Here is a 12,500-nt window from a genome sequence, read left to right on the forward strand (position 1 = left end):
TTTGCCCCTGCTCCGCTAGGATTAGCGGTCTTTGGTCTATCTATCCGACGGTTTTCGATGAGTTATCAGGTTCTTGCACGTAAATGGCGTCCGCGCTCGTTCCGCGAAATGGTCGGCCAGACCCATGTGCTCAAGGCCCTGATCAACGCGCTGGACAACCAGCGGCTGCACCACGCCTACCTGTTCACCGGCACCCGCGGGGTGGGCAAGACCACCATCGCGCGCATCATCGCCAAATGCGTCAACTGTGAAACCGGCATTACCTCGACACCGTGCGGCACCTGTTCGGTGTGCCGCGAGATCGACGAGGGGCGCTTCGTCGACCTGATCGAGATCGACGCCGCCAGCCGCACCAAGGTCGAGGATACCCGCGAGCTGCTCGACAACGTGCAGTACGCGCCAAGCCGCGGGCGCTTCAAGGTCTACCTGATCGACGAAGTGCACATGCTCTCCAGCCACTCGTTCAACGCCTTGCTCAAGACGCTTGAAGAGCCGCCGCCCTACGTCAAGTTCATTCTTGCCACCACCGACCCGCAGAAGCTGCCCGCCACCATCCTGTCGCGCTGCCTGCAGTTCTCGCTCAAGAACATGACCCCCGAGCGGGTGGTCGAGCACCTGAGCCATGTGCTCGGGGTCGAGAACGTGCCGTTCGAAGACGACGCCCTGTGGTTGCTGGGCCGCGCCGCCGACGGTTCGATGCGCGATGCCATGAGCCTCACCGACCAGGCCATCGCCTTTGGCGAAGGCAAGGTGCTGGCGGCGGATGTGCGCGCCATGCTCGGCACCCTCGATCACGGCCAGGTCTATGGCGTGCTCCAGGCCCTGCTCGAAGGGGACGCACGAGCCCTGCTCGAAGCCGTGCGGCACCTGGCCGAGCAGGGGCCGGACTGGAACGGCGTGCTGTCTGAAATGCTCAATGTGCTGCACCGCGTGGCGGTGGCCCAGGCGCTGCCCGAGGCGGTGGACAACGGCCAGGGTGATCGTGACCGCGTGCTGGCGCTGGCCGGCGCTCTGCCGGCCGAAGATGTGCAGTTCTATTACCAGATGGGCCTGATCGGCCGGCGCGATCTGCCGCTGGCCCCCGACCCGCGTGGCGGCTTCGAGATGGTGCTGTTGCGCATGTTGGCGTTCCGCCCGGCCGACACCGTCGATGCGCCGACACCGACGCTAAAGTCGACGGGGATCAGCCAGGCCACAGCTGACTCCCCACCCGCGGTGGCAGCGGTCGCCGCGCCGGTGGTGGCTGCACCGGTCGTGCCCACGCCCGTTGCCGAACCTGTTGCCCGCCCGCAGCCCGAACCCGAGCCGCCGGTGCAGGCTGCGCCAGTGCTGCAAGCGCAGGTTGCCGAGCCGCCCGTGCCCGAGGTCGACCTGCCCTGGAACGAGCCGGCCGCGCCTGCGCCCGAGCTTGCTGCGGCGCCTGAACCCGAGCCGGAACCCGAGCCGCAGCCCGAACCTGAACCCGAGGCGATTGCTGCGCCCGTGCCAGCCGCGCCCGCGCCGGCCATCGCGCATCACGATGAGCCACCGATCGCCGACCACGCCAGCTATAGCCCGGCGGGCATGGAGCGCGACGACGAGCCACCGCTGGACGAAGATTACTACGACGCCGAGATCGACCCGGTGGGCTACAGCTACCTGGACGAGCTGGCCAGCGAGACCGCGCCGGAGCCTGCACCGGAGCCCGAGCCAGAGCCTGCTGCGCAACCGGCCACCGGCCTGGCGTTGCAATGGCTGGAGATGTTCCCGCTGCTGCCGATTTCGGGCATGACCGCCAGCATCGCCGCCAACTGCACGCTGATCGCGATGGACGGCGACAACTGGCTGCTGCACCTGGACCCGGCGCACAGCGCCCTGTTCAACGCCACCCAGCAGCGGCGCCTGAACGATGCGCTCAACCAGCACCTTGGGCGTACCCTGAACCTGAGCATCGAGCTGATCCGCCCCGAGCAGGAAACCCCGGCCCAGGCCGCGTCGCGCAAGCGTGCCGACCGTCAGCGCGAGGCCGAGGCGTCGATCGAGAACGATCCGTTCATCCAGCAGATGATCCAGCAGTTCGGCGCCACCGTGCGTCACGATACTATTGAACCTGTCGACGCCCTGGTGGCCCAGGGCGAATAACCCGTTTACCCCAGCACCGCGGTCTGCCGCGGTGTGCCAAGTAACTTGATACCGAGGTGATTCCCATGATGAAAGGTGGCATGGCCGGCCTGATGAAGCAGGCACAGCAGATGCAGGAAAAAATGGCCAAGATGCAGGAAGAGCTGGCCAACGCCGAAGTGACCGGCCAATCGGGCGCCGGCCTGGTCAGCGTGGTGATGACCGGTCGCCATGACGTCAAGCGCATCAGCCTGGACGACAGCCTGATGCAGGAAGACAAGGAAGTGCTGGAAGACCTGATCGCTGCGGCCGTGAACGATGCGGTGCGCAAGGTCGAGGCCAACAGCCAGGAAAAGATGGGTGGCATGACCGCCGGCATGCAACTGCCGCCGGGCTTCAAGATGCCGTTCTGAGGCATTGCCTGCGTGACCCTCGGTGGGAGCACAGCCAGTCGGTTGTCGCTCCCATCGTCGTTTTTCCGTTCAACCGATGATCTGCCAGGCCTTTTACCATGAGCTTCAGCCCCTTGATTCGCCAACTGATCGACGCCTTGCGCACGCTGCCGGGTGTGGGTCAGAAAACCGCCCAGCGCATGGCCCTGCAACTGCTGGAACGTGACCGCAGCGGCGGCGTGCGCCTGGCCCAGGCGTTGAGCCAGGCCATGGAGGGGGTGGGGCATTGCCGTCAGTGCCGCACCCTGACCGAGCAGGAGCTGTGCCCGCAGTGCGCCGATCCACGGCGTGACGACACCCTGCTGTGCGTGGTGGAGGGGCCGATGGACGTGTACGCGGTGGAGCAGACCGGTTATCGCGGCCGCTACTTCGTGCTCAAGGGGCATCTGTCGCCACTGGACGGCCTGGGGCCGGAGGCCATCGGGATTCCGCAGTTGCTGACGCGTATTGCGGAGCAGGGCAGCTTCACCGAGGTGATCCTGGCCACCAACCCCACGGTGGAAGGGGAGGCCACGGCGCATTACATCGCGCAGCTGCTGGCGGACAAGGGGCTGGTGGCTTCACGCATCGCCCATGGTGTGCCGCTGGGCGGGGAGCTGGAACTGGTGGATGGCGGAACGCTGGCGCATTCGTTCGCGGGGCGCAAGCCGATCACGCTGTGACCGTGCCGGCCAATCGCGGGTCAAGCCCGCTCCTACAGGGGTTGCGTAACACCTTGTGGGAGCGGGCTTGACCCGCGATTGGCTGCGCAGCGGCCCCATCAATATTCGCTAAGCGAAAACTCGGTCAGGCAGAACGTCTGCACCCCTGCCGCCTGCAGCTTCTGCGAGCCGCCCAGCTCCGGCAGGTCGATGATCGCCGCCGCCTCGAACACGGCCGCCCCCATGCGCCGTATCAGGCTGGCCGCTGCCAGCAGGGTGCCGCCGGTGGCGATCAGGTCATCCATGATCAGCACCGCATCGCCCTCGCACAGGCTGTCGGCATGCACTTCCAGAAACGCCTCGCCATATTCGGTCTGGTAACCCTCGGCCAGCACATCGGCCGGCAGCTTGCCCTGCTTGCGAAACAGGATCAGCGGCTTGTTGAGCTGGTGGGCAATGATCGAGCCGATCAGGAAGCCGCGCGCATCCAGCGCCCCGACATGGCTGAAGTCAGCCTCGACATAGCGTTCGATGAATTGGTCGGCAACGTGGCGCAGGCCCCGAGGGGACTGGAACAGCGGGGTAATGTCGCGAAAGATCACCCCCGGCTTGGGAAAGTCCGTTACCGGGCGGATCAGGGATTTGAGGTCGAACGCATCGGTCGGCATGGGGCAGGTATCCTGAAGGGCAAACGCCAGCCAGTATACCTGCTGCGCCAGGTGTCAGCTGTCCAGCGAGCCGCCCGCCAGGGCGCACAGCTGGATCGGGTCGATGATGCGTACTTCCTTGCCTTCGGCTTCGATCAGGCCGTTCTGCTGGAAGCGCGTGAACACCCGTGACACGGTTTCCACCGCCAGGCCCAGGTAGTTGCCGATTTCGTTGCGCGACATGCTCAGGCGGAACTGGTTGGCCGAGTAGCCGCGTGCGCGAAAGCGCGCCGACAGGTTGACCAGGAAGGTGGCGATGCGCTCGTCCGCAGTCTTCTTGGACAGCAGCAGCATCATCTGCTGGTCGTCGCGAATCTCGCGGCTCATCACCCGCATCAGTTGGCGACGCAGCTGCGGCAGTTGCACCGACAGCTCGTCCAGGCGCTCGAAGGGGATCTCGCACACCGAAGTGGTTTCCTGGGCCTGCGCCGATACCGGGTAGGCCTCGGTGTCCATGCCCGACAGCCCGACCAGCTCGCTGGGCAGGTGGAAGCCGGTGATCTGCTCCTCGCCCGCGTCGCTCAGGCTGAAGGTCTTCAGGGCGCCGGAGCGCACGGCGTAAACCGAGCCGAAGTTGTCGCCCTGGCGGAACAGAAACTCGCCTTTTTTCAACGGACGCCCGCGCTTGACGATTTCGTCCAGCGCGTCCATGTCTTCCAGATTCAGCGAAAGAGGCAGGCACAAGGGCGCCAGGCTGCAATCCTTGCAATGGGCCTGGTTGTGAGGGCGCAGTTTAACTGGCTCGGACATTTTCATTCGATCCTTCTGGGGAAAGCACACATAAGCCGTAAGGGTAACTCAGACGGCCGGGTTCAGGCCAGCGTGCGCGCTTTTGGTGCGTGCTGGGCTCAAGATCGGCGATGTTTGGCCGATGACCTGGAATAGTGTCCTTAACAGGAAAGACTGTCCATGCTCTCTATCGATTCAAATCCTCTGAATAGCGCTGCAACCCAGCTCAAACCCCCTGTCGCCAAGACCAATGTCGACGGTGCCCAGAGCGCCCAACCGGCCGAGGCTCCTGCCAAGGAGGGGGTCAGGGTCAACCTGTCCCTGGCGGGCCTGCAGGCGTCCAAAAGCAGCGGCGGCAACAAGGACATCGAGGAAAGCGGTCTGCCCCAGACCATCCAGCAGACCCTCAAGACCATCCGCAAGCTGCAGCAGCAACTGGCTGAAAAGATGCAGCAGATGCAGGCCGTCATGCGAGACAACTCCCTGACCCCCGAGCAGATGCGGCAAAAGGTCTCATCGCTGCAGGGTGAGATCGCCACGCTGACGGGGGCAATCACCACCGCCACCGCCAACCTGAACAAGGCCATGAAGCAGGAGAACCTGAGCCTTGATCAGGTCGCGAAGGTGTTCGAGTTGATGGGCTGATTCAAATCACCCGCGAAAACCGCTGGCGGTTGTGCAGGTCCAGGTAGGCATCGAACACCATGCATACCGAGCGTACCAGCAGGCGCCCCGCCGGCAACACCTTGATCCCGTTGGCATCCAGGCTGATCAGGCCGTCCTTGGCCATGCCCAGCAGGGCAGGCCACTGCGCGTTGAAGTAACCGCGAAAATCGAGGGTGAAGGCGCGCTCGATGGTCTCGAACTCCAGTTCGAAATGGCAGATCAGCTGCTGGATCACCGCGCGGCGGATGCGGTCGTCCTCGTTGCAGATCAGGCCGCGACTGGTGGGCAACTGCGAGGCGCCGAGGGTGTTCTGGTATTCGTTCAGATCACTGCTGTTCTGGCAGTACAGGTCGCCGATCTGGCTGATGGCCGACACGCCAAGGCCGATCAGGTCGCAGTGGCCGTGGGTGGTGTAGCCCTGGAAGTTGCGCTGCAGGGTCGACTCTTCCTGGGCAATGGCCAGTTCGTCGTCGGGCAGGGCGAAATGGTCCATGCCGATGTAGCGATAGCCTGCCTCGGTCAGCTGCTCGATGGTGTTGTGCAGCATTTCCAGTTTCAGCGCAGGCGCCGGCAGGTCGCTGCTGTCGATGCGCCGCTGGGGCATGAAACGCTCGGGCAGGTGCGCATAGTTGAACACCGAGAGGCGGTCGGGCTGCAGCTTGATCACTTCCTCGACGGTGCGTGCAAAGCCTTCGGTACTCTGCTTGGGCAGGCCGTAGATCAGGTCGAGGTTGATCGAGCGAAACTGCAGGGTGCGCGCGGCCTCGATGATCGCGCGGGTCTGCTCCAGGCTTTGCGGACGGTTGATGGCCCGTTGCACCACCGGGTCGAGGTCTTGCACGCCCAGGCTGACACGGTTGAAGCCCAGTTCGCGCAGCAGCCCCATGGTCGACCAGTCGGCCTCGCGCGGGTCGATCTCGATGCCGTAGTCGCCCGAATCATCATCCAGCAGGTTGAAGTGCTGACGCAGGTGCGTCATCAGCTGGCGCAGTTCGGCGTGGCTGAGGAACGTCGGTGTACCGCCGCCCAGGTGCAACTGCTCCACGGTCTGGCGCGGGTCCAGGTGGCAGGCGATCAGCTGGATTTCCTGCTCCAGGCGCTGCAGGTAGGGCTGGGCGCGACCGCGGTCCTTGGTGATCACCTTGTTGCAGGCGCAGTAGTAGCAGATGTTGGCGCAGAACGGCACGTGCACGTACAGCGACAGCGGGCGCGCGGCGCGGCGGCTGTCACGCAGGGCGTGCAACAGGTCGAACGAGCCGACCTGGCTGTGCAGTTGCACGGCGGTCGGGTAGGAGGTGTAGCGCGGGCCCGCCAGATCGTAACGGCGAATAAGGTCGGGGTCCCAGTGGAGGGCGTCGAGCATGGTGGCAGTCCCTGGAATGGCGGCAGTGTCCGGAGTCTAGGGAGCGTTGTGTCAGGGCGTGTTGATTTGTATCAACGGGTGTTCAGTGCCCCATGAGCCAGTGCTGGTGCGGCCCCGGCAGGGTCCACAGGCCGAACAGGATCACCAGCAGGCCCCCTGTCACGCGTACCCCGCGCTTGCGCAGCAGGGCGCTGGTGCGCTCGGCAGCCAGCCCCGTTGCCAGCAGCACCGGCCAGGTGCCCAGGCCGAAGGCCAGCATCAGCAGGGCGCTGTGGGTGGCGTTGCCCTGGCTGGCGGCCCACAGCAGGGTGCTGTAGACCAGCCCGCACGGCAACCAGCCCCACAGCGCGCCCAGCAGCAGCGCGCGCGGCAGGCTCGACACCGGCAGCAGGCGATTGGCCACCGGCTGTATGTGCCGCCACAGGCCGCGCCCCAGGCTTTCGATGCGGGTCAGGCCGCTCCACCAGCCGGCCAGGTACAGGCCCATGCTGATCAGCAGCAGCGCCGCGAGCACGCGCATGCCGGTGGCCAGCGGGCCGCCCGCCACCGCCCAGCCGGCCAGGCCCAGCAGCAGGCCGGCAGCGGCATAGCTGAGGATGCGCCCCAGGTTGTACGCCAGCAGCAGCTGAAAGCGCCGGCTGCGCTGCGCCTTGGGGATGGCCAGGGTGAGTGCGCCCATCAGGCCGCCGCACATGCCCAGGCAGTGGCCGCCCCCCAGTAGGCCGAGGATCAGCGCCGAACTCAGCAGCGGCAACAGGTCAAGCATGGGGCGGGGCGCCGCTGTCGTCGGGCTTGCGCGGCTCGGCCTGGTCCAGGGCGGCCTGGTGCTTGGGGTCCTGGTCGTCGAACAGGATACTGTGGGCCGGGCCTTCGAGGTCGTCGTACTGGCCGCTGTCCACGGCCCAGAAGAAGATGTACACGGCGATCGCGACGATCAGCAGCGCGGCGGGAATCATGACGTAGAGCGCGGGCATGGGGTCTCCGGGTCAGGCCGTCGCGGGGTGTGCGGCGTCGACGATAGGGGCGGTGGCAGGCAGCTCGCGGATGCGCGTAAGGCGCAGGGCGTTGAGTACCACGATCAGCGAACTGACCGACATGCCGACCGCCGCCCAGATCGGAGTGATCCAGCCCAGTGCGGCGAACGGCAGCATGAGGCCATTGTACAGGCCAGCCCACAGCAGGTTCTCGATGATTATCCGGCGCGTGCGGCGCGCCAGGCCGAAAGCCTGCACCAGTGCCTCCAGGCGGTTGGACAACAGCACCGCATCGGCGCTGGTCTTGGCCAGGTCGGTGGCCGAGCCCATGGCAATGCTGATGTCGGCCGCGGCCAGCACCGGCACGTCGTTGACCCCGTCACCCAGCATCAGCACCTTGTGTCCCTTGGCCTGCAGGGCCTTGAGCCGTTGCAGCTTGTCGTCCGGGCGCAGGCCGCCGACGGCCTGGTCGATGCGCAGCTCGGCGGCGACGCTGGCCACCATCGGCGAGCTGTCGCCCGACAGCAGCAGGGTCTGCCAGCCGCGGGCACGGCAGGCTGCCAGCAGGTCGGCGGCGTCGTGGCGCAGGCGGTCGTCGAGCACGAACCAGGCCAGCGGCCCGTGGCTGTCGCCCAGCAGCAGCCACTGCCCGGGTTCGTCGGGCATCGCCGGCACTGCGCTGTGGCTCAGGGCGCACACGAAGTCGGCCTGGCCGATGCGCAGGCGGCGGTTCTCCACCTGCCCCTCAAGACCCAGCCCCGGCGTGCTCTGCACGTCGTCGGCGACCGTGATGGTGCGCCCGAAGGCGCGGGCGATCGGGTGCTCGGAGCGGCTTTCGAGGGCGGCGGCGAGGGTCAGGCACTGGTCGGCGTCCAGCGTCCCCAGCGGGCGGATGGCGCGCAATGTCAGGCGCCCCTCGGTGAGGGTGCCGGTCTTGTCGAAAATCACCGTGTCGATCTGGTTCAGGCCCTCCAGCACATGGCCGCGGGTGAGCAGCAGGCCGAGCTTGTGCAGCGTGCCGGTGGCCGCGGTGAGCGCGGTGGGGGTGGCCAGCGAGAGTGCGCAGGGGCAGGTGGCGACCAGCATGGCCAGCACGATCCAGAACGCCCGCGAGGGGTCCAGTTCCCACCACAGCAGGCCGATGGCCGCGGCGGCCACCAGCGAGAACAGCAGGAACCACTGTGAGGCACGGTCGGCGATCTCGGCCAGGCGAGGTTTTTCCGACTGGGCGCGTTCGAGCAGGCGCACGATGGCCGACAGTCGGGTGTCCTGGCCCAGGGCCTGCACCTGCACGGTCAGTACGCTCTCGATGTTCAGCGTGCCGGCCGTCACCGCATCGCCGCGCTGGCGCGGTTGCGGCAGGTACTCGCCGGTCAGCAGCGATTCGTCGACGCTCGACTGGCCGTCGATGATGCGCCCGTCGGCGGGCAGCACCGCGCCCGGGTGTACCAGGACCCGGTCACCGGTCTGCAGCTCGCGCAGCAGGATGCGCTGGCTGTTGCCGTCGGCATCCAGGCGCAGGCACGAGGCCGGCAGCAGGTTGACCAGTTGCGCGGTGGCTGCGGCGGTGCGCTCGCGGGCACGGCGTTCCAGGTAGCGCCCGGCCAGCAGGAACAGCGCGAACATGCCCACTGCATCGAAATACAGCTCGCCGCTGCCGGTGATGGCGGTCCAGATCCCGGCGAAGTAGGCCAGGCCGATGGCCAGCGACACCGAGACGTCCATGGTCAGGTGGCGGGTGCGCAGGTCGCGGGCGGCGCCCTTGAAGAACGGCGCGCAGCTGTAGAACACGATGGGCGTGGTGAGAAACAGTGCCACCCAGCGCAGGATGGTGTGCAGCTCCGGGCTCAGGTCGATGTTGAACTCGGGCCAGGTGGCCATGGTTGCCATCATGGCCTGGAACCACAGCAGGCCGGCCACGCCGAGCTGGCGCAGGGCGGTGCGGTTCTCGCTGGCCAGCTGCTCGGCGGCGCGGTCGGCCTGGTAGGGGTGGGCGGCGTAGCCGATATGGCGCAGTTCACCCAACAGTTGCGAGAGCGGCAGCTGGCTGTCGGCCCATTGCACCTGCAGGCGATGGTTGGACAGGTTCAGTCGCGCCTCGGCCACCGCCGGCAGGTTGCGCAGGTGCTTTTCGATCAGCCAGCCGCAGGCGGCGCAGCTGATGCCTTCGATCATCAGGGTGGTTTCAGCGAGTTCGCCGGTGTGGCGCACAAAAGGCTTCTGCACGTCGCTGCGATCGTACAGGGCCAGTTCGTCGACCAGTTGCACGGGCAGCGCGTCGGGGTTGGCGCTGGCTTCGCTGCGGTGCTGGTAGTAGCTTTCCAGGTTGCCGGCGACGATGGCTTCGGCCACGGCCTGGCAGCCGGGGCAGCAGAATGCACGGGGTTCGCCGAGTACCACGGCGGTGAAGTGGCTGCCGGCCGGGACGGGCAGGGCACAGTGGTAGCAAGGCGTGGGGCTGGTCATTGTTATCTATCGCAGATGGGTGGTGACCTTGTCGCGGGTCAAGCCCGCTCCCACAGGGTGTCTGAGCACCGAAAACCCTGTGGGAGCGGGCTTGACCCGCGATTGCAGTCGACTCATTTCTCGAGGTGTTCAGCCCCTTGCAGCGCCTCGTCACCCAGCATCAGCGTGGTGTCGTGCGCCACTTGCTCTTCTTCGAACAGGCGCCATACCTGGCCCTTTTCGGTACCCAGCAGCTCGACGAAACGCCGGCCCTCGACCTTGTCGCTCAACTGCCCCAGGTAACGCCCGGGCTCGCTTTCGCTGCGGGTCAGCATGATCTTGCGGTCCTTCTCCGGCTGGGTCGGCGAGATCAGGTTCAGCTCCAGGGTCTGCGGCTGGCTGTCACCGCTCAGGCGCAGGTCCACTTCGCCGGTCAGCTCGTCCAGGTGCACGCTGGCCTTGAGCTTCAGGCTCTGCCCCAGCAGCTCGCGGTCCAGCGAGCGGTTGATGCCCTTGCCAGCCTCGTAGTAGTTGTCGTTGACCAGGTTGTCCGGGTTGTTCACCGCGATGGTCACCATGGTCAGGCTCAAGGTCACCGACGTGGCCAGCACGCCGATGATGATCCACGGCCAGAGGTGGTGGTGCCAGGGGCTGGAGGCGTTTGCAGGCATGTCTCTACTCTCTTAGCGAATGTTGGGGCCGATGAAACGGCTCTTGGCTTCGACCTGGGTGCCGTTGTCGTCGGCGTCCTTGAGGGTGAAGGTGACTTCGTTGGCAGTTGAAGGCAGATCTTCCGGTGCCATCGACAGTTGTACCGGCAGGCTGACGATATCGCCGGCCGCCACGCGGATCTCCCGCGCGCCTTCGAGCTTGAGGTCCGGCAGGCCGGAGGCATCGAGCACGTACACGTGGTCGCGCTGGTCCTTGTTCATCACCTTGAGGCTGTACACGTTCTCGATGCGGCCCTGGGCGTTCTCGCGGTACAGCACGCGGTCCTTGCTCACGTCGAAGCCCACCAGCGGGCGCATGAGGAAGGCGGTGGCCAGCAGGCCGATCATCACCAGCAGCACCACGAAGTAGCCGATCAGGCGCGGGCGCAGCATGTGTGTCTTCTGCCCCGACAGGTTGTGCTCGGTGGTGTAGCTGATCAGCCCGCGCGGGTACTCCATCTTGTCCATGATGGTGTCGCAGGCATCGATGCAGGCGGCGCAGCCGATGCACTCGATCTGCAGGCCGTCGCGGATGTCGATGCCGGTCGGGCACACCTGCACGCACATGGTGCAGTCGATGCAGTCGCCCAGGCCCTTGGCCTTGTAGTCCATGTCCTTCTTGCGCGGGCCGCGGGTTTCGCCGCGACGCGGGTCGTACGACACGATCAGCGTGTCCTTGTCGAACATCACGCTCTGGAAGCGCGCATACGGGCACATGTAGATGCACACCTGCTCACGCAGCCAGCCGGCGTTGCCGTAGGTGGCCAGGGTGAAGAAGCCGACCCAGAAGTAGGCCCAGCCGTCGGCCTGGCCGGTGAAGAATTCGATGCTCAGTTCGCGAATGGGGCTGAAGTAGCCGACGAAGGTCATGCCGGTGACGAAGCCGATGCTCAGCCACAGGCTGTGCTTGGCCAGCTTGCGCAGCAGCTTGTTGGCGCTCATGGGCGCCTTGTCGAGCTTGATGCGCTGGTTGCGGTCGCCTTCGGTGACCTTCTCGCACCACATGAAGATCCAGGTCCACACGCTTTGCGGGCAGGTATAGCCGCACCACACGCGCCCGGCGAACACGGTGATGAAGAACAGGCCGAAGGCCGCGACGATCAGGATGCCCGAGAGCAGGATGAAGTCCTGGGGCCAGATGGTGGTGCCGAAGATGTAGAACTTGCGCTCGGGCAGGTTCCACCACACGGCCTGGTGCCCGCCCCAGTTCAGCCAGACGGTACCGAAGTACAGCAGAAACAGGAGGGCCCCGCCGGCCATGCGCAGGTTGCGGAACAGGCCGGTGAAGGCGCGGGTGTAGATCTTTTCCCGTGCGGCATAGAGGTCGACGCCGCCGGCATCTTTCTTGGCAGGTGGGGTGACGTCATGTACTGGAATCTGTTTGCTCATCATTGAGTCCCACGGCAGTGGAAAAGTGCCGCGGCCAGTACATGCCGACCGCAGTCAGAAGTTGTTGCTGCTCTAGGGCGCATGATACGCCTGTCATTGCGGTACAGGGTGCAGTGCGACCTTTGGTCGCGTTGGTTAGTGGCGGGCGATAGTGTAGTGGAGCTTGTCAATTGACCTGAGTCACGTGGGTGGCAGATCCGGCCCCTTGGCCGGCTTGCCGGCAGAAGGGGCCTGCGCCAATAAAAAGGCCCCGCCAGCAACACTGGCGGGGCCTTTTCACAGCCGGGGCATGATCACTGCGCTTCGGCGGTTTTCTCTGGCTGG

The 12,500-nt window shown here is 65.9% G+C and carries 12 protein-coding genes; 4 read left to right on the forward strand and 8 right to left on the reverse strand.

Annotated elements, in window-relative coordinates:
- Positions 1–57: 57 nt before the first annotated feature.
- The 3 genes from dnaX (at position 58) to recR (ending at position 3,214) form a co-directional block, all read left to right on the forward strand.
- Positions 58–2,121 carry a DNA polymerase III subunit gamma/tau gene (gene dnaX, locus DN388_RS22400; RefSeq protein WP_236176422.1) on the forward strand — a complete coding sequence of 688 codons (2,064 nt, stop codon included), beginning with the start codon at positions 58–60 and terminating at the stop codon, positions 2,119–2,121.
- Between the two features lie 65 nt (positions 2,122–2,186).
- A complete protein-coding gene (locus DN388_RS22405; protein WP_010226011.1) occupies positions 2,187–2,513 on the forward strand; it encodes a YbaB/EbfC family nucleoid-associated protein in 327 nt (108 codons plus the stop codon).
- A gap of 98 nt (positions 2,514–2,611) precedes the next feature.
- Positions 2,612–3,214: a recombination mediator RecR gene (gene recR, locus DN388_RS22410; protein WP_255002104.1), complete on the forward strand. Its 603-nt coding sequence runs from the start codon at positions 2,612–2,614 to the stop codon at positions 3,212–3,214.
- A 98-nt stretch (positions 3,215–3,312) separates the two neighbouring features.
- Here recR and DN388_RS22415 read toward each other — a convergent pair whose 3' ends face one another.
- Both DN388_RS22415 and fnrA read right to left on the reverse strand, forming a co-directional pair.
- A complete protein-coding gene (locus tag DN388_RS22415; protein WP_054915581.1) occupies positions 3,313–3,861 on the reverse strand; it encodes an adenine phosphoribosyltransferase in 549 nt (182 codons plus the stop codon).
- A 54-nt stretch (positions 3,862–3,915) separates the two neighbouring features.
- On the reverse strand, positions 3,916–4,650 hold the full coding sequence (gene fnrA, locus DN388_RS22420) for a Crp/Fnr family transcriptional regulator FnrA (protein WP_043862376.1): 735 nt from the start codon (positions 4,648–4,650) through the stop codon (positions 3,916–3,918).
- Positions 4,651–4,809: 159 nt separating this feature from the next.
- On the opposite strand from fnrA, the gene DN388_RS22425 reads away from it, so the two are divergent.
- Positions 4,810–5,274 carry a hypothetical protein gene (locus tag DN388_RS22425; RefSeq protein WP_043862377.1) on the forward strand — a complete coding sequence of 155 codons (465 nt, stop codon included), beginning with the start codon at positions 4,810–4,812 and terminating at the stop codon, positions 5,272–5,274.
- Position 5,275: 1 nt separating this feature from the next.
- Here DN388_RS22425 and hemN read toward each other — a convergent pair whose 3' ends face one another.
- The 6 genes from hemN to ccoG form a co-directional block, all read right to left on the reverse strand.
- Positions 5,276–6,658, reverse strand: a complete 1,383-nt coding sequence (hemN, locus tag DN388_RS22430; RefSeq protein ID WP_058542025.1) for an oxygen-independent coproporphyrinogen III oxidase — start codon at positions 6,656–6,658, stop codon at positions 5,276–5,278.
- Positions 6,659–6,740: 82 nt separating this feature from the next.
- The gene (locus DN388_RS22435; protein ID WP_043862379.1) at positions 6,741–7,424 is read right to left on the reverse strand and encodes a sulfite exporter TauE/SafE family protein; all 684 of its coding nucleotides are present in this window, start codon (positions 7,422–7,424) and stop codon (positions 6,741–6,743) included.
- Positions 7,417–7,632: a cbb3-type cytochrome oxidase assembly protein CcoS gene (ccoS, locus tag DN388_RS22440; protein WP_054915579.1), complete on the reverse strand. Its 216-nt coding sequence runs from the start codon at positions 7,630–7,632 to the stop codon at positions 7,417–7,419. Before ccoS ends, DN388_RS22435 begins: the two co-directional genes overlap by 8 nt.
- A gap of 12 nt (positions 7,633–7,644) precedes the next feature.
- Positions 7,645–10,098: a heavy metal translocating P-type ATPase gene (locus DN388_RS22445; protein WP_054915578.1), complete on the reverse strand. Its 2,454-nt coding sequence runs from the start codon at positions 10,096–10,098 to the stop codon at positions 7,645–7,647.
- Positions 10,099–10,211: 113 nt separating this feature from the next.
- Entirely contained in the window at positions 10,212–10,748 is a 537-nt protein-coding gene (locus tag DN388_RS22450; protein WP_043862382.1) for a FixH family protein, read from the reverse strand.
- Positions 10,749–10,760: 12 nt separating this feature from the next.
- Positions 10,761–12,176 carry a cytochrome c oxidase accessory protein CcoG gene (gene ccoG, locus DN388_RS22455; protein ID WP_054915577.1) on the reverse strand — a complete coding sequence of 472 codons (1,416 nt, stop codon included), beginning with the start codon at positions 12,174–12,176 and terminating at the stop codon, positions 10,761–10,763.
- Positions 12,177–12,500: the final 324 nt, after the last annotated feature.

This window comes from Pseudomonas sp. S12(2018) (assembly GCF_024355235.1).
In the GTDB taxonomy this organism is placed as follows: domain Bacteria; phylum Pseudomonadota; class Gammaproteobacteria; order Pseudomonadales; family Pseudomonadaceae; genus Aquipseudomonas; species Aquipseudomonas palmensis.